We start from the raw sequence: 17,296 nt of genomic DNA, 5'->3' as shown, positions 1-17,296 counted from the left end.
GTAGGCGTAAATAAGCTATCTATCAACGAGGAGTAAAAAGCTGATGTATCAAGACTTATTACTCATTACTTATTACTTATTACTTCCGCGCAGCGGCATTAGCAATGGTCAAAGAATTATGTAGTTGAAGGTTAGAAGACTAGGCATTGACTGTAATATATGGGTGTTACTAAATCTTTTAATATTTTTAGGAGTACTCACCATGAATTTTGTTGGAGCTATTATTAGCTTAATAATTACTGCGGTGTCATTGATAATTGTTTCTAAATTACCTACAGGAGTAGAAATAGATAATTTCCAAAAAGCACTGGTTTCTGCGGCTGTTTTTGGAATTTTAAATTTCATTGCGAATCTGGTTCTCTATAATCCTTTATCTAAAATTATCGTCATTCCTCTCCAATTTGTTTCCTTTGGTTTATTTAATTTTATTGTTAATGTTTTTATTTTTGGGCTAGCAGCATTTCTGGTTAAGGGGTTTAGATTGCGCTGGGGTATCATGAGTGTGTTCATTGGCTCATTGGCTCTCAGTGTGGTTAATTCGATCATTCACCATATTGTTCCCGTGTAATTTGTTTCTACATTTGATTCCTGAGAAATACCCTTCTACTTGATATGTTAGAGGGGTATTTTGATAAGAACCACGTCTCCTGACAATGACAAATCTTCCAATCAGCATTATTATTCCAGTTCTCAACGAGGCGAAAAATATTGGAAATACCTTGGTTGAGCTGAAAAATCACATGGTTGCGGCTGAAGTCGAAATTATTGTGGTTGATGGCGGCAGTACTGATAGAACAGTCGCGATCGCGCAAGAACTAGATGTGATTGTGATTGATTGCCCAAGTAAGGGAAGAGCTAATCAAATGAATGCTGGGGCGGCGATCGCAACAGGGGATATTTTGTTATTTCTCCATGCAGATACCCAATTACCAACCAATTACGATCAATTAATCAAAGATATTTTATTGCAACCTAATGTGATTGCTGGTGCGTTTGAATTGAAAATTGATAGTCAACGGCAAGCTGTACGATTTATCGAGATGATGGTGAAACTGCGATCGCATTTATGGTCGCTTCCCTATGGCGATCAAGCATTATTTATGAAGCAAGAAACTTTTAATAACATTGGTGGCTTTCCAGATCTCGCAATTATGGAAGATTTTGCCTTGGTCAAACAACTAAAACGTCGGGGAAAAATCGCGATCGCTCCTGCTGCGGTGACAACCTCGGCTCGTCGTTGGGAAAAACTGGGAGTATGGCGAACTACCTTGATCAATCAATTGATGATTATTGGTTATTATGCTGGTATATCCTCTGATAGGCTCAGGAAAATTTATTCAAATATTGCAAAATGATAGGTTTGAGCTTTTGCTAATGTCCTAACCAAAATGCGTAGTGCTATAAATTCCAGAAATAGGTAAACTCAGTTTTTATAATAAAATAATCCAAAATGAACAGTCCAAAAATTGAAATTGATATTGCTGAAATCTTAAAAGATATACAGTCTAAGCAATATAGAATGTTTATGGATATGCAGTCTAAGCAAGATAGAATGTCTATAGATATGCAATCTAAACAGGACAAAATCCTAGAAGAAATAAAAGAGATTAAAGTAGGGCAGGCAAAACTAGAAGGTCGGATTGATACTTTAGACGAGAAACTTTCAGGTCAAATCAAAACCTTGGACGCAAAAGTTGAGCAAATTGATAAACGGGTAGCTAATCAAGAATTTGCTAATCGCGGCGTTCTAGTGGGGTTAATTGTAGCCTTGCTAGTAGGTACAGCTAAAGTGTTTGGTTTTGGCGGAAATATATAGGCTAAAACTACTACATGAATCACAAGGTCTAAAAAAGAAATTATCTTTATACTAACCTGCTTACATAGACGTAAGATCATTTTTAATTCCCTTTGTGTCTTTGCGTCTTTGCGCGAGATACAAAATTACACTTTAGAACGCGACTTAGTATTAGTCTTGAATATAATCTTCCCCAGTTACTAGAGCATATTCAGCACGCATAAATTCTCTTCCCAGATAGGCAGTATGATCTAGCATCGTAATCGGACAAGGATTCACCTCTTCAATAACCTTGACGCAGAGCTCTTTGGCAGTTCTAGCAGTGTAGAGCGTTTCTGCGGTTCTGGTAACTTTTCCTCTAGCCGCAATAACTTCTCCTGTATCTGGATCGACAGCTAAACCACGCTCGTTAATAATATTCGTAAAATGCTTGGCACAAATCAATTCAGCTTCGCGATCGATATAAATGACATAATAACCTCCTGGGTCAAGGGCTATTGGCCTTTTGGATAGTTTATCGTCTATCGCTTTGATTTTTTCTTTAAGTTCACTCATTAAAGTTACGAAAAATTGTAATTATGTATAATAGCAGGATTTTCAGGAAGGAAAATGAACGCAAACTCTGATCGCATCGATTCATTCCGAGCCTTGGCTCTTCAAGTGACCTGTCACGCCGTTAATCATGCAACCGATAAAACAGAAGTGCGATCGCTGATAAAAAAAACGATCGCCCGTTTAGATCCCCAAATTGCAGCAGCCCGTGCGTTTATTGGTGCAGACTGTCGTTTAGTAGTACTGCCTGAATATTGGCTCACTAGTTTCCCCATGGGTGAAAGCGTCTCAGGTTGGGCAGCCAAAGCTTGTCTGGAGATGGATGATCCCCTTTATGATGATTTGGCGAAAATAGCTCAGAAGCATCATATTTTTCTGGCGGGCAACGCCTATGAACTAGACCCCAATTTTCCGAATCTTTATTTCCAAAATTGTTTTGTTTTCGATCCTGCGGGGGCAATGGTCTTGCGCTATCGGCGGCTAAATTCTGTTTATACCCCCACACCCGGTGATGTTTGGGATAAATATCTGGATTTATATGGCTTGGAAGGAGCTTTTCCTGTAGCGAAAACAGAGATTGGGAATCTTGCTGCGATCGCATCTGATGAGATTTTGTTTCCTGAAGTAGCGCGTTCTTTAGCCATGCGGGGAGCTGAGATTTTACTTCATCCCACCTCGGAAGTTTACGGTGATGCGCGATCGCCAAAGGAAGCAGCTAAGATTTCGCGGGCAGTAGAAAATATGGCCTATGTGATTTCGGCCAACACCGCAGGCATTGCCAATAGTCCGGTGCCTATTTCGTCGGTAGATGGCGGTTCGAAAATTGTTGATTATCGGGGAATTGTCCTGGCCGAGACAGGTTCAGGAGAAAGCATGGCCGCCTATGCAGAGATTGATCTAGCAGCTTTGAGGCGCGATCGTAGAAGACCGGGAATCAAAAATCTTTTGTCGCGACATCGAGCAAGTTTATATACACAAAGTTACGATTTGCCCCATTTTTATCCGGCCAATAATATGCAATCAGGAGAAATTCCCCGCCAGCATTTTATCGAGACACAGCAAGCAACTATCGAGGGGTTAAAAAAACAAGGATTAATCTAAAAAATTCTTTTAAAGATTGCATTTTGCAGCGTTAGCAAAAAATTCTACCAAGGTGACATCCCACATTCCCCATTTCCCTTCCCAAATATCACTGGGAAGGCTACCTTGATTTCCCTCACTAACACTATCCTTACCACGAGCATCACTTGGGCTGCCATTTTGCTGCCAGATTTCTTTTTGCAAGCTAAAACCAAATTGCCCTTGGCTAGATTCTGACCAGAGTTGATCAATAGTTTGTAGATATTCACAGGAAAAATTAACATCTTGTCTCCGAAACCATCCTTCTTGGCTCCTCCCCGCAGTTCGCAACATCATCCTTGTAGTTTCCTCATCTGCCTCCTGCCATTTTTCTGCAGCCAGGAGATCGCGCAATCGATGATATTCTGCCCCTACAGTTTTTACTTCTCTACGAGTTTGTTCTTCCTGTTTCCATTGGGCTATTATATTGGGAATTTTAGAGTTGGCACTGCTATTATCAGGAATCAGATCAGCAACTTTAATAGCCTCTTCAATGTTTCCTGTTTGATAAACTTTTGTTGCATGGTTTAGTATCTCTTCTGACCACTCATTAATACTATTTTTGACTTCTGGGTAGTTGGGTACTGTATTCGGTATGGTTTGGGCAATTGCGATCGCACCACTATAACTATTAGCATTTGCTTTGAGTTTTGCTGCTGCTAAACCACATTTTCCGAGCCATTCTTGCAATTGATTATGACCTTGATGAGCATTTTTCGCGGCCGACTGATAACAATCTTGATATTTTCCCTTGTTATATTGAGCTTCTAGCTTTTCCACAAGAAGATTGTTGTTATCAATGGATTCTTGAGTAGTATTTATCGCTTCAAGTTCAGGCTGATTAATTAATAATAAATAACCTACTACTCCGATCAGACCAGTTACAAAACTAGCTAAAACAGCGATCAAGCCAAATCTTACAGAAGATTTTCTTAAAGTTTGCGCCGAAACAAAAACAGCTGGAGGCACATGGGGATGCTGCTCCTTGGCTTCTTCTATTGATAGTGTCGGAGAAGGCACAGTAGAATGCTGCTCATTTTCCAGCAGCTCTGTTGATAGCAGTACAGGAGGAGGAGATAGAGGACGCAATAAATCCTGGAGCACAGCCTGTGAGTCGGGATAGCGATCTTTGAGCGAAGAGGCGACCATCCTATCCAAAATTGCGATTAATCGCGGACTAACCTCAATCTTGTTTTCCTGTAGGTACTCTTTCCAGCAAAAGCAATTTTCATTATCATCATAAATCGGATCGCTTGTGCTGCTGGGCAAACAACCAGTCAACAAACGAATACAAGTAACTCCTAGACTATAAACATCACTGGCTTTAACTGGTCTCCCCATCATATGCTCTATGGCAGCATAACCAGGTGTATAGATAGTCGTTAACACGGTGGGAGTTATGCCAGTTTTCACCCTCGCTGCGCCAAAGTCAATCAACATTAACAAACCATCACCATGGCGACGCATAATATTTTCGGGTTTAATGTCACGGTGCAGCAGATTTTGGCCTTCAATATAAGTAAGTACGGGCAAAAGTTCTTGCAAGATAGTTTCTATTTTTTGTGACGAAAGAGGTTTACCTTGCTCTAATTCTTCACGGAGATTAATGCCGTCGATAAATTCTTGAACTAAATATAGGTTATTATCTTTTTCAAAATATTCATATAATTTGGGAATCTGAGGATGATCTAACTGATAAAGTTGTGCTGCTTCTCTGGTAAATAGTTCTTTGATTTTTTGCTGAGTCTGTTTTTGCCCATTAGTGATTAAGGTTTTAATCAACCTTGGCTCATTGTAGCGGCGTAAATATTCAGCTAAATAAGTCCGCCCAAATCCGCCTTCTCCTAGAAGTTTGGTAACTCGGTAATTCTCAAATAGGAAGCTTTGGCTAGTTTCTGTCAAATTACCACCACAGCCATGACAAAACTTGTTCTGCTCTAAATTACGAGGGTTACTACAGGCTGGGTTGAGACAGAAGTTTGACATGTTTAGGCAGCTATTTTGCATCAAAGAAGTTGTTTAAAGATAAAAACCGACTATTAACAATGGTTTCGCCAATGTATAATACGACATTAAAGATAATTTTTAAATAATCTCAGTCCGTGTTCTTTCTTCGCTATGCCTCACAGTGTCTTTTTTTCCCCTGTTTCTTGCTAGGTAATTTATTTTGCACATGAATGAACAAATTCTTCAGGTTCGTAATCCGCGATCGCTTAAGGTTGATTACTGGATTCATCCTTTGACGAGCTTGGAGCTCAGGGCAAAATGCGATCGCCTAAGAGAGTCTCAAACTGCTTGGCAACAGTTGGGCATAGCAGGACGTATCAAGGCTTTACAAGATTGGAAACAAGCACTTATAGAACATAAAGATGAGCTGATAGAGTCTTTAATTCAAGATACGGGAAGATACTCAGAAACCTTGATTGAGTTTGACTCTGTGATTTCTGGCATAGATCGCTGGTGTCGCCTAGCACCAGAATTATTGTCGACCGAGCCTGATAAAACTACAGCGATTAGTTTTATTCAACTGCAACAGCAATTAGTTCCTTATACTTTAGTGGGAGTGATTAGCCCCTGGAATTTTCCCCTATTGCTCTCGACCATTGACACTATTCCCGCATTATTAGCTGGTTGTGCGGTGATCGCCAAACCCAGTGAAATTGCCCCTCGCTTCATTGCTCCTTTAACTAAAACTATTAACTCAGTGCCTGAATTGAGCAATGTTTTACTCTATATAGAAGGAGCCGGGGACATAGGGGCTGATTTAATCTCAGAAGTAGATCTAGTTTGCTTTACAGGAAGTGTCGCTACAGGGAAAAAAGTCGCCGCCGCCGCCGCCGCCAGATTTATCCCAGCATTTTTAGAATTGGGAGGCAAAGATCCCGCTATTGTTCTAGCTTCGGCGGATCTTGATTTGGCTAGCTCAGCTATTTTATGGGGTTCTGTGATTAACTCAGGACAATCTTGCCTCTCCATTGAGCGGATATATGTCGCCGCATCTATTTTTGATGACTTTGTCGAGCAACTGGTGAGTAAAGCAAAAAAACTCAAGCTCAATTACCCTGTGACGGAATCAGGAGAAATTGGCCCTATTATTGCCCAACAACAGGCCAAGATCATTACGGAACATCTAGAAGATGCGATCGCGAAAGGGGCAAAAATTCATTGTGGCGGGGCAGTCGCAGAATTAGCTGGTGGTTTATGGTGTCCTCCCACAGTATTAACCAAGGTAAACCATGACATGAAAATTATGAGCGAAGAAACTTTTGCTCCGATTATGCCAATCATGCCCTTTGCTAGCAATGAAGAGGCGATATCTTTGGCGAATGATACTTGCTATGGATTAAGTGCTGCGGTGTTTGCTGGTTCAGAAACAGAGGCCATATCTGTAGCTGAAGGTCTAGATGCGGGTGCAATTAGCATTAATGATGCTGGCCTAACGGCCTTTATCCATGAAGCAGAGAAAAATGCCTTCAAGTTTTCAGGAATTGGGGGCTCTCGCATGGGTGCAGCTGCTCTGAAGCGGTTTATGCGCAAAAAAGCTTTTTTAATTAAAACTCAGTCTTTTGCCGATCCCTGGTGGTTTGATCCAATTTAATAAATAAAGACGCTCGATATTAGCTAAAAGTCCAGCATGTTAACAATTCCACCTCTAAAGAATAGCAATCTCTCAAACCATCACTATAATATTTTAAATTCACCAGTGAAAAAACTGGTCACCAACATTTTTCTTTAACAGCTTCTCGATGACCTTTATGGCATTGATTTTTGGAGAAATTCTCAGAGCATGGGCAGGAGATTCTAGCTTAGTGAGACGATAAGTTGTCGCCGCAATTCCATAATTTCCCCTAGCTTATTTGCCAACAAAGGAAACTGTTTAATCTTAGATTGCAAAAGCTCAATAGGAATAATTACTAGCTCAGTGTCAACTAATGATGTTGCTGTGACATCACTTCTTTGTCCGGAGAGGAGACAAGACTTTTCCCCAAAAATTTCTCCAGGAAGAATATGACCAACGATTTTTGTCTGACCAAATGAATTAATAAAAGACAAGGCAACTTTTCCTTCAAGTACAATAAACAGACCTCTAAGTAATTGTTCCTCTTTAACAATCACTTCTTCTTGAGCATAATTCTCAAAGATTGAATATTTTAAAACCTCAGACAAGACATTTGGAGCAAGTGAATCCCATCCCGGAACTTGTTTTAAAATATCGAGCGCCTTCTGGGGATATTCATCAGCAATGGGAATAGATGATTGGTACTCTAAAGTGGTGGGATAAGGCATAGTCAAATTATAACGTTGAGATGAGTACCACATGCGTAACTGGAATTCATGTCTGCTTTCAATACCTTGAACATAATCTTTCACAAAAAATGTTGTCTTATACATAAGAAACCAATCATCCAAAGATGTTAATCGAACTTTAGGCGGTGGTTCTCGAAGGACTCCCTTGGTGTCTAATACGGTTTTTCTAAGAACTTCAATTACCCTATTTGGGGTATCATTACATGAGAACTTGATTTCCACTTCAACTCCATGTATTGGTTCAGGGCTACTATAATTTCGAAAACTGCCTTTAGCTAGTTCTGAATTAGGCACAATCACCAAATCCCTTTGACGAGTATAAATATGAACTGAACGCCAGGTGATCTCATAGACTTGTCCTTGTATGTCTCCCAATTCTATCCAATCTCCAATCTTGATTGGTTTTTCAAGAAGCAAAGTAACTCCGGAAAAAATATTACCTAAACTATCTTGTAATGCTAAACCAATAACAAGTGAACCTACTCCTAGAGCCGTGAGTAATCGCCCCAGATTAGCATCCCATACATTAGATAAAACAACTGCTGCGCCTATTAAGACTAAAAAAGTTCGACTCAGATCTAAAAGTAATTTCGGAACATTAGATCTCCAAGTACCTTGTTGAGCATCTTCGAATAATATTTGATTGATAAGAGTCAAACCAAAATAAATTAAGATAATCCAGAGAAAAGTCTCAGTAAACCTGAGAAAAATACTATTTTTAGGTAATTGCAGTAATTTAAATTGGATAACAAATAGAGCAGAAAAAGGTATTATTAAATTGCGAAGGATTTTTATTAAATTGGCAATTCGATTTTGCTTTCGCTCTAGATTTAGTGTGATTTCCCCTAAGAGAATCATAAGTAAAGGAAAGAGAATAGCAGATATAAAACTCCAAAATAACCAATTTTCTCGCATTTTTCGTTTTTTTACATAGTAGGGCAGTGGAATTTTTTAATAAAAACTTTTTCCATTAAGTTTATAAAATGACGGTTTTGGTTAATATAACTTATGAATAACAACTGAGTATTTTCATCTGCACTTAGTTATATTTTCTGCGATGTAATTTTGAGAACCCAAACAGGAATTGAACCAATTCCCTTAATAAATACATCCTTAACTTTTTCAAAATGGTAAATTTTATCTAATGCATTTTTAACCTGTTCTGTTACCTGTATCGAATTAGTTTCTGGCGAGGCATATATGCCATGGGTTATTTTCATCGCATCACCCCATAACTCGTAAATAAATTTAGATTTACCAACTATCCCCCCGACAACAGATCCAGAATGGATGCCTATGCCCAAAGTAATTGGAAAACTATAATTCTGACTAAATTTCTGAATTATTTCCACAAGCTCAATCGCAAAATCAACAGCTTTTTTAGCATGATCAACTCTGGGTATAGATAGACCGGATACGGCAATGTAAGTAGTGCCTATAGTTTTTAATTTCTCGATTCCGTATTTGTCAGCGGCTTCATCGAAAGCTCCAATCATTTCATTGAGCAAATCTACTGCTTCTTGGGGTGTAACTTTAGACGTTAAATTATTAAACCCTTCTACATCTACGTAAAGCAGAGATACATCAGAATAACTATCTGCAAAATACATGTCACCCTCTTGAACTCGCTTTACAGCAGAAGGAGGCAAAATATTGAGTAATAAATTCTCATTTTGTCGAATCTGCTCCTGAAGACGATGTTCTTTTTCATGTAATTTCTGAGCCATGACATTAAAAGAGTTGGCTAATTGCCCAAATTCATCAAAACCATCAATTTTTACGCGTACATTTGTTTCCCCCGCTGCTAGTCTTTTTGTGCCTCCTAATAAATATTCAATAGGTCGAGTAAAAAGATTAGAAAACCAATTAGCAATCAACGCCATTAACGGTAGAATAACTGCCGCAGCAATGATGATACGACGATTCAAGTTATTCACCGGGTCAAAAGCCTCTTTTTCCTCGATTTGAGCAATCAAAGCCCAATTTAAGTCTAAAAATTCTAAAGGTTGATAGGAAGAAAGAACAGTAGCTCCTCTAAAATCTTTACTGATTTCAGTTCCTTGTTCACCATCAAACACTTTTTCAGTAATATTATTTTTTACTTTTTGCTGCAAAATCGGTGTGTTCAAATCCCTAATTCTTTCTATCTGAGATTTTGAGTAGCCTGCTTTCAGTAAAGAACTAAAATATCGCTCTGGATTTTCTATGAAAAGACGAGGTTCCGAGCGCATTAACAAATCCGGGCCAATTAAAAAACTTTCCCCTGTATTTTCCAACCCAACCTCTTGCCATTTTTGATTAACAGTCATTACTTGGTTAATAGATTCAATAGGGATTTGAAAAATTAAAACACCTAAAAATTTATTGTTGTCAAAAATATTAGTAGCAATAAAAGCAGCGGGACGATCATAGGATGGACGATAATTCTCAAAATCGACCATAACTATGTGATTGGGGTCTCTTATTTTTAGAGCCTCTTTATATGCCCTGGCTAAATTGGTGTTAGAGTATAATCCTTCTTGAAGATTGGTGCCTAGATCGATTTCCTTTGAGACAGTGTAGATAATATCTCCTGATTCCCCATCAACAAGTATAAAATCGTAATATCCAAATTCCTCAGCAGCTTTTCTAAGCCGAGGATGGATTTGAGCATGAACATTACTGTAACTACTCTCATCACCTGCTCGATTCAATTCTGCTTTTGTCCCAATCTGATGAGGATTAGAAGCTAAATAATAATATTGTAAATATTGGGCAGCTGGGTTAGAAGGAATGTAGGCATCTATAATAGGTTCTCCTTTCGATACCAACTTTAGTCTTGGAAAAATTTCTTTTTTATAGAATCTTTTTAACTGCTCTGTCTGTTCAAAAGTTAGGGATTGATTGTTTAATTCTTGATAAGCTTGTTTGAGTTCACTGAACGCACGTCGCACACCCAATGAATTACTGTAAATTTTTGCTTCGCGAGCAATACGTTCTGTATAAGAAGTAAGTGCTGCTGCTTGTCTGGTTCTTAATGCGGCGAGTTTGCCATATATACTATCTTCGAGGGCTTCCCGTGAAGTTGAGTAGCTAATATAGCCCGATATGGTAAAGGCAAATAAACATGCAAACAAAATTAGCGTTTGCAATTTAGAACGAATGCTAACTGAATTCGTAATAGATGCTAATTTCCTAAAAAAAAGTTTCATTTAGAATAAATCTTTGTTAGACAAGAGTATATTTAGTATTCTCTTTGCCCGACAAAAAAAGAATTATTAGTACAAAAAAATTCTGGTCATTGCCCCAAGATAATACTATGTTGTGCTGAGTTTTGTACAACATATTACATATATTTATATTTCTTGTTTAGCCAGCGCTCTATGGAGGCAAATGAAAAAGGATGGAGAAAGATTGTAGCTTCAATCTGCTAAACAATGCTTTTTTACTTTTGTCCCCACTCCCAACAAAAATAGTACTTTATAGAGTGTTTTTGCCGATAAAATTTAGACAGCATCTAATTTTTTTCTGGTTGTTGTAATGAGCGTTGACGAATTTTTAAATATATAGTGGTAACGATTGTACTAATCACCAAATAAAGAATCACAGCTGCTAGAGAAAGTTTTTGGTCTGGGAAATTAATCCCTGCAATGGCTAGTGCTATCCCAGGATGACGAGAAACAGTAGATAAGGCTAAAGCTGTTCTATCATTGGGAACTGGGCCCCCGAATGTATGACCAATTGCCAATGCTATGGCAACAAAGAGAATGATTGCAAAAATTGTTCCACTGCCAATTAGGGAAATAATCGCCGGAAAAGCTTTGAATAAGATAAATGAGCTTCCAAATAGCAAAAAAACAGAACCAATTGAAAGTATTGGTCTTGCTACTTTGTCGGCAATATTAGGAAGTAGATACCTAAATATTAAACCTATAGCTAATGGAATTAATATTATGCTGAGAACGACTTGTGCAACTGCAGAAGGAAAAATCCCTCCTGGTCGATTAAAAGCTAGGGAAAAAATTTCAACAAGCAAAGGAACAACAATAATTGCCAGCAGAGACATAGCTACAAGGAGCCCAATAATATAGGACAGAGTTCCTCCTGTTTTAAGATGCTTTCTTGGCAGTAGGGGTGGAATAGGAGAAACTGAAAGGGAAAAAATAGCAATTTTTGCAGCAGGGTGAATATCGCTGAAAATCAGTATAATAATTCCCGCTGTTAGAGGAACGAAAAGATAAATAGAAGCAAATGACAATAAAAACTGTCTAGAATGACGAAGAAAATAGGAGATGTCTCTGAAAGTAGCCTCTAATCCGATCGCAAAAACGGACAGAATAACACTAGTTTTCATGAAAAAGAGGATTAATTCTGAAGGACTCATGAGCTATAAAAATTAGATATCTAAGGATATTGTTAGGTTAACGAAGTAGAGCTTGAAATAGAAAAGAATAAGTAACATTAGCTAAAGCTACTGTCGAGGAGATGGCAGGACTTTTAGCTGTCTAACTTAGATATCATGAATTATTCGAGCGCTCTAGTTGATGAGAATGAAATCGAGGGACAATTCCTGCCAGTTTTCCCGCTTGAATCACAATATGAAATCTAAGTAGGGTGAGTTAGTCATATCAAAAAACTCTTTTAAAGCTATTATTCACTCCAATTAAAATCCATTTTTTTTGAAATGACAAAAATGCGATCGCGTTCTGGGGGTTTAAAGCTGAAATACTTCTAAATAGATACAACTAGGAATTAGCGATCGCAAATATATTACTCAGCGATCGCCAAATTAAGAAAAATACGTAATCCTTTAGCGCTATATTTGGACTTGCGAAAGGAGGATTAAAACTGATTACGATAAGGTTTGGTAGGTTTTTTCTTTTTCTTCTTATTTCTATTTTTCTCGTAGTCGATTTCTTTGAGTTTCTTCATGATGCGAGTGAAGTACTCATCCATATATTCTTCAAGAGTCGTTATTTCTTCTTTGGCAATGCCAAAAGTCTGATAAACATCCTTCATCTCGGCATCAAAAGCGTTGCCACTAGCAAAAACTTCAGCGAAAGTTAAACGGTCTGCGGTATTTTGTCCCCATTGAAAGAAACGAGTAACCCGACGCATCAAACGCAATACAGTCAGAGAGACCCTCGAAATTCTAGCGTTTTCACCTGACAATCTTTCACAAAGACTCATAATCTCAGAAGCTTCCCACGCTCTAGTTCCCACAACGGGGAAAGTTTGCTTTTCAGTCTCTGGGACTTCTAAGGCACGAATAGCAAATTTAGCAATATCTTGGGTATTCATATAGGCAATTGGTGTACTTTCCCCAGTAATCCAGACTACTTGATTATCCAAAATGGGAATTGCATATTGGGCGATCAACCCCTGCATAAACCCACCAAGACGCAGAGTCGTATAGTTCAAGCCAGATTCCGCCAAAAAGAGTTCGGTACAATGCTTGATTTCCATCAAAGGAACTTCAGGATGCTTTTGGGCATTGAGAATCGAGAAAAAGATATATCTATCTATTCCCGCATTCTTAACAGCTTGAATAAGATTTACTTTACCTTCCCAATCAACCGCTTTTACACTAAGAGAATCGGTAATTCTGGTAGTAGCGGCATCAATAACTGCATCAATGCCTTCTAATGCAGGAACGATGGTTTCTGGCTCACAAAGATCTCCTTTAACTAATTCAGCACCCCATTCTTTGAGAAAAGAACCTCTGTTAAGACTACGCACTAAACAGCATACTTCGTAGTTCTGGTCTAGAGCATGACGCACTACTTGTCTTCCTAAAGTGCCAGTACCACCAATTATTAATAACTTCATTTAATATTTTTTTGTTAACATTTTGTAATCTTTCTCTAAGATTCTACCAAAGAAAGCCTGATTGTTTCGCTCAAAATGATAAAAGATAAAAATGCGATCACTACTATTAAAGGCTATTTTAAAGCTTTTCATCTTTAATTATCACAGATAACAAATAAATAAAGACTTAAAAAGCGACCCCATAGTTATATGGGGCATATATGTGAGGTGCACAACCCCACTATCAAACAAAGATAAAAGAATAAAGCAAAATTAAAACAGTCAAGAAAAATAAAATATGATTTGCCCAATCATCAAAATTCCAATCTTTAAACATAAAACTTAATTCTCACTTATTACTTATTACTCATTACTTATTACTTATTACTCATTTTGCGTAGAAGTTTTAAAACTAGGAACAGGTGAATCATCTGGAGCTGAAGTAATTGGCGGCTCTTTGGGTTTACGCGAAGAACCACCTTTACCACCGCGTTTGCCACCTTTAGGTTTTTTACCTCCTTTCAAGAAATTTTGCTCCAAAGTTTTGATCACAATATAAAGGTTGGGAACAAATAACAAACATAAAACAGTGGACACGGCCAAGCCTCCAAAAACAGCTGTTCCCAAAGACCAACGACCCAGGGCTCCAGCACCATCAGCAATTACCAAAGGTAAGAAACCAAATAGTGAAGAGAAAGCTGTCATGAGAATCGGACGCAAACGCTGTTCTCCAGCAGTAATAGCTGCTTTGGTAATGCTCATCCCCAATGCTCTTGCTTGGTTGGCAAATTCTACGATTAGAATAGCGTTTTTACTTGCCATCCCAATCAACATTACTAACCCTACCTGACAATAAATATTATTGTTGAGAATCGGCCAAATTCCTGCTCCTGGGTTAAAAGGCAAACCTTGCCACATCGACCTTAACCAAATTCCTCCCAAGGCTCCCAAAATAGCTAGAGGGACGGTAAGCATAATGATGGTGGGATCAATATAACTTTCGTACTGAGCGGCCAACACCAAGAACACCACCACAAAACCTAAACCAAAGATAATCGGAGCAGCCCCACCAGCAGCTTTTTCCTCGGCAGCTGTAGTTGTCCATTCATAACCAAAGCCTGGTTGCAAGGTTTGTTCTGCTACTTCCTCCATCACTGCAATTACCTGTCCTGAACTATAACCTGGTGCAGGTGCTACGTTGATTTTAATTGAAGAAAAGACATTGTAATTGGTCACAATGGGAGGATAAGAAATCGGTTGTGCTGCCACAAAGTTACTTAATTGAATCAAAGCTCCATCTCGCGATCGCACATAAAGACGGGAAATATCTTGGGGGTTGGCACGAGAGGTTTTTTCTGCTTGAGCATAAACTCGATAGAGACGACCATCTAATACGTATTGGTTGACATAGTTAGAACCCAGATAGGTTTGTAACGTGGTCATAATCTCATTAATGTCCACATTCTGAGCTTTAGCCTTGTCACGATCAATATCCGCCTCTAGCATCGGACTATCGAAGGTAAAAGTACTGAAAGCAACAGCAATCTCAGGGCGCTGATTAGCTGCTTGAAGAACTCGCTGAGTGTTGTCAATCAGAGCACTCATTCCTTTCAATTGCCTATCTTGGATGAATAACTCCGAACCACTAAAGTTACTCAGACCATCAACCGCAGGAGCATTAACGGCCAGGACTGTCGCGCCATCTATTTTCTTGCTCAGTACCCCGTTCAAGCGATTCATCACCCCATAAACAGAATGTTTGGCCCCAGGTCGTTCACCCCAATCATGGAGTTTGATAAATATAATTGCTTTATTACTGTTTTGACCTTCAAAGGAGAAGCCATTTAAGGCTAAGGCATGTTCAACTTCCTCGAACTCCATAATTTCAGGCAGAACCTGTTGACTAACTTCACTCGTGTAGTTGAGGGAAACTCCAGCTGGGGCTTCGATAATCGCGAAAAAGTAACCTTGATCTTCGTCGGGGATAAATCCTTGAGGCAAGCTCTGGTACACCCACCCCGTTGCCACTAGACCAGCAATGAAGATAGCAATAATGATTAGTTTGAAACGGGTTAGCAGTTCTAGTAATCTTCGATATTGCTCTGTTACCCAAGCGAAGAAACGATTGAACAAATCAAAAAACTTGCCCAATGGCCCCTTAACATCTTGCTGACGCTTCATGAGGATCGAGGCCATAGTGGGCGAAAAAGAAAGAGCGTTGAAGGTAGAAAATGCCACTGCTGCGGCCATAATTAACGCAAATTGCTTATAAACTACCCCTGTACTACCAGGGAAGAACGACACCGGAACAAATACTGCGATTAAGACCAAAGAGGTCGCAACGATCGCCCCTGACAATTCTTCCATCGAATCAAGAGCTGCCTGCATTGGCCTCATCCCCTGGGACAACTTTGTTGAGACTCCTTCTACCACGACGATCCCATCATCTACTACTAGTCCTGTTGCCAGAATCAAAGAGAACAAGCTCATATTATTGAGGGTAAAACCAAGAGCCATAGCGGCAATTAAGGCCCCTAGCATCGCCACAGGAATCGCGATCGCTGGGATAATTGTCGTACGCCAGTCCTGCAAGAAAACAAAGATTACCAAAACAACCAAAGAGATCGCCTGAATCAGAGTAATTGCCAAATCTTTAAGGGAAGCATTAACAAACAAAGTATTGTCTAGAATAATTGCCTGCTTAATTCCAGGCGGGAAAGAAGGTTCTAGCTCGGCAATTTTAGCTTTTACAGCCTCGGCAGTATCGAGGGCATTAGTTCCAGGAAGCTGATAGATCAATAACGTAACTGCCGGCAGATTATCGTCAACATAGGAGCTGGTATCGTAATTTTGTACTCCTAATTCGGCTCTGCCAATATCTCTGATACGAATCAACTCCCCATTATCACCTACTTTCACTACCATGTTTTCTGCTTCTTCCGGGGTAGTAAAGCGGCCTTGAACTTTTAGAGGAAACTCAAAATCCTGTTCAGATGAAGCAGGCTGTTTCCCAATGGCGCCTGTCCCAATATCAAAATTCTGCTCTTGAATAGTGTTAACCACATCTGATGCCGTCAAACCTCTAGCCGCTAGCTTGTCGGGGTCAACCCAGATTCGCATTGCATAGGTAGAACTTCCATAAAGCGTTATGCTACCGACCCCTTTAATTCTTCTTAAGTCATTCCAAACGTAACGATCAATATAGTTGTTAATAAAAATAGTGTCATAGGGAAACTCTCCGTTCTCATCTTTTTCTGCGTAGAAGGCATAGGCCAAAGTGATACTAGGAGATTGCTTCTCGGTTTTGAGTCCTGTAGCCAAAACTGTCTGAGGTAATTCGGCTTGAGCTTGGGAAACCCTATTTTGCACCAATACCTGAGCCATATTACTATCATTTTCTACAGGGAAGCTGATATTGATAGTTGCATTGCCATTATTATCGGTGAAAGAGTCAATCCATTTCGCATCCTCTACCCCGTTAATTTCCCGCTCTAGAACAGTAGTAACATTATCAATGGTGGTTTGGGCATCAGCTCCAACATAGTTTGCCGTGACAGAAACTCGCTTGGGGGCAATTTCCGGCAGCTTATCCAAAGGCAATAGTGCCATGGCAATCAAACCAACCAGAATAATTAGAATAGTGCAAACCGTCGTTAAAACAGGTCGTTTGATAAAGGGGGTGGCAATGGAAAATATCATCAATTTTCGGGAGTAGGATTTTTAAGCGACAAGCCT

Annotated in this window: 12 protein-coding genes; 5 read left to right on the top strand and 7 right to left on the bottom strand. The window is 39.3% G+C overall.

Features of this window, described 5'->3' with window-relative positions; genetic code table 11:
• The first annotated feature begins 202 nt into the window (after positions 1-202).
• From XEN7305_RS18560 to XEN7305_RS18550, 3 genes are all read left to right on the top strand, one after another.
• Positions 203-568 (top strand): phage holin family protein, encoded by a 366-nt coding sequence (locus XEN7305_RS18560; protein ID WP_006511031.1) that lies wholly within the window; start codon positions 203-205, stop codon positions 566-568.
• Positions 569-653: 85 nt separating this feature from the next.
• Positions 654-1,355, top strand: a complete 702-nt coding sequence (locus XEN7305_RS18555) for a TIGR04283 family arsenosugar biosynthesis glycosyltransferase (RefSeq protein ID WP_006511030.1) — start codon at positions 654-656, stop codon at positions 1,353-1,355.
• Between the two features lie 95 nt (positions 1,356-1,450).
• The gene (locus tag XEN7305_RS18550; protein WP_006511029.1) at positions 1,451-1,816 is read left to right on the top strand and encodes a hypothetical protein; all 366 of its coding nucleotides are present in this window, start codon (positions 1,451-1,453) and stop codon (positions 1,814-1,816) included.
• Between the two features lie 150 nt (positions 1,817-1,966).
• Here the strand turns inward: XEN7305_RS18550 and XEN7305_RS18545 are convergent, their stop codons facing one another.
• The gene (locus XEN7305_RS18545) at positions 1,967-2,350 is read right to left on the bottom strand and encodes a DUF4346 domain-containing protein (RefSeq protein ID WP_006511028.1); all 384 of its coding nucleotides are present in this window, start codon (positions 2,348-2,350) and stop codon (positions 1,967-1,969) included.
• Positions 2,351-2,404: 54 nt separating this feature from the next.
• Here XEN7305_RS18545 and XEN7305_RS18540 point away from each other — a divergent pair, with 54 nt between their 5' ends.
• On the top strand, positions 2,405-3,448 hold the full coding sequence (locus XEN7305_RS18540; RefSeq protein WP_006511027.1) for a nitrilase-related carbon-nitrogen hydrolase: 1,044 nt from the start codon (positions 2,405-2,407) through the stop codon (positions 3,446-3,448).
• Between the two features lie 9 nt (positions 3,449-3,457).
• Here the strand turns inward: XEN7305_RS18540 and XEN7305_RS29440 are convergent, their stop codons facing one another.
• A complete protein-coding gene (locus XEN7305_RS29440) occupies positions 3,458-5,452 on the bottom strand; it encodes a serine/threonine-protein kinase (RefSeq protein ID WP_006511026.1) in 1,995 nt (664 codons plus the stop codon).
• A gap of 187 nt (positions 5,453-5,639) precedes the next feature.
• Between XEN7305_RS29440 and XEN7305_RS18530 the strand changes: the two genes are divergently transcribed.
• Positions 5,640-7,064 (top strand): aldehyde dehydrogenase family protein, encoded by a 1,425-nt coding sequence (locus tag XEN7305_RS18530; protein WP_006511025.1) that lies wholly within the window; start codon positions 5,640-5,642, stop codon positions 7,062-7,064.
• 203 nt (positions 7,065-7,267) lie between these two features.
• Here the strand turns inward: XEN7305_RS18530 and XEN7305_RS18525 are convergent, their stop codons facing one another.
• From XEN7305_RS18525 to XEN7305_RS18505, 5 genes are all read right to left on the bottom strand, one after another.
• Positions 7,268-8,689, bottom strand: a complete 1,422-nt coding sequence (locus tag XEN7305_RS18525; RefSeq protein ID WP_006511024.1) for a mechanosensitive ion channel family protein — start codon at positions 8,687-8,689, stop codon at positions 7,268-7,270.
• 128 nt (positions 8,690-8,817) lie between these two features.
• On the bottom strand, positions 8,818-10,890 hold the full coding sequence (locus XEN7305_RS18520) for an adenylate/guanylate cyclase domain-containing protein (protein WP_158500421.1): 2,073 nt from the start codon (positions 10,888-10,890) through the stop codon (positions 8,818-8,820).
• A 380-nt stretch (positions 10,891-11,270) separates the two neighbouring features.
• On the bottom strand, positions 11,271-12,107 hold the full coding sequence (locus tag XEN7305_RS18515) for a bile acid:sodium symporter family protein (RefSeq protein WP_144053316.1): 837 nt from the start codon (positions 12,105-12,107) through the stop codon (positions 11,271-11,273).
• Between the two features lie 488 nt (positions 12,108-12,595).
• On the bottom strand, positions 12,596-13,582 hold the full coding sequence (locus XEN7305_RS18510; protein ID WP_006511021.1) for an SDR family oxidoreductase: 987 nt from the start codon (positions 13,580-13,582) through the stop codon (positions 12,596-12,598).
• A 363-nt stretch (positions 13,583-13,945) separates the two neighbouring features.
• Complete coding sequence (locus XEN7305_RS18505) at positions 13,946-17,260, bottom strand: efflux RND transporter permease subunit (RefSeq protein WP_006511019.1); 3,315 nt, start codon at positions 17,258-17,260, stop codon at positions 13,946-13,948.
• Between the last annotated feature and the right edge of the window lie 36 nt (positions 17,261-17,296).

Source organism: Xenococcus sp. PCC 7305, from assembly GCF_000332055.1.
Classification (GTDB): Bacteria; Cyanobacteriota; Cyanobacteriia; order Cyanobacteriales; family Xenococcaceae; genus Xenococcus.
Note: the sequence above shows the minus strand (reverse complement) of the source record. Positions and strands in the feature narration are given on the sequence as shown.

Bases quoted from the DNA above. Each gene is read 5' to 3' on its own strand.
- XEN7305_RS18560 (WP_006511031.1), top strand. From the start codon at position 203: ATGAATTTTGTTGGAGCTATTATTAGCTTAATAATTACTGCGGTGTCA.
- XEN7305_RS18555 (WP_006511030.1), top strand. From the start codon at position 654: ATGACAAATCTTCCAATCAGCATTATTATTCCAGTTCTCAACGAGGCG.
- XEN7305_RS18550 (WP_006511029.1), top strand. From the start codon at position 1,451: ATGAACAGTCCAAAAATTGAAATTGATATTGCTGAAATCTTAAAAGAT.
- XEN7305_RS18545 (WP_006511028.1), bottom strand. From the start codon at position 2,350: ATGAGTGAACTTAAAGAAAAAATCAAAGCGATAGACGATAAACTATCC.
- XEN7305_RS18540 (WP_006511027.1), top strand. From the start codon at position 2,405: ATGAACGCAAACTCTGATCGCATCGATTCATTCCGAGCCTTGGCTCTT.
- XEN7305_RS29440 (WP_006511026.1), bottom strand. From the start codon at position 5,452: ATGTCAAACTTCTGTCTCAACCCAGCCTGTAGTAACCCTCGTAATTTA.
- XEN7305_RS18530 (WP_006511025.1), top strand. From the start codon at position 5,640: ATGAATGAACAAATTCTTCAGGTTCGTAATCCGCGATCGCTTAAGGTT.
- XEN7305_RS18525 (WP_006511024.1), bottom strand. From the start codon at position 8,689: ATGCGAGAAAATTGGTTATTTTGGAGTTTTATATCTGCTATTCTCTTT.
- XEN7305_RS18515 (WP_144053316.1), bottom strand. From the start codon at position 12,107: ATGAAAACTAGTGTTATTCTGTCCGTTTTTGCGATCGGATTAGAGGCT.
- XEN7305_RS18510 (WP_006511021.1), bottom strand. From the start codon at position 13,582: ATGAAGTTATTAATAATTGGTGGTACTGGCACTTTAGGAAGACAAGTA.
- XEN7305_RS18505 (WP_006511019.1), bottom strand. From the start codon at position 17,260: ATGATATTTTCCATTGCCACCCCCTTTATCAAACGACCTGTTTTAACG.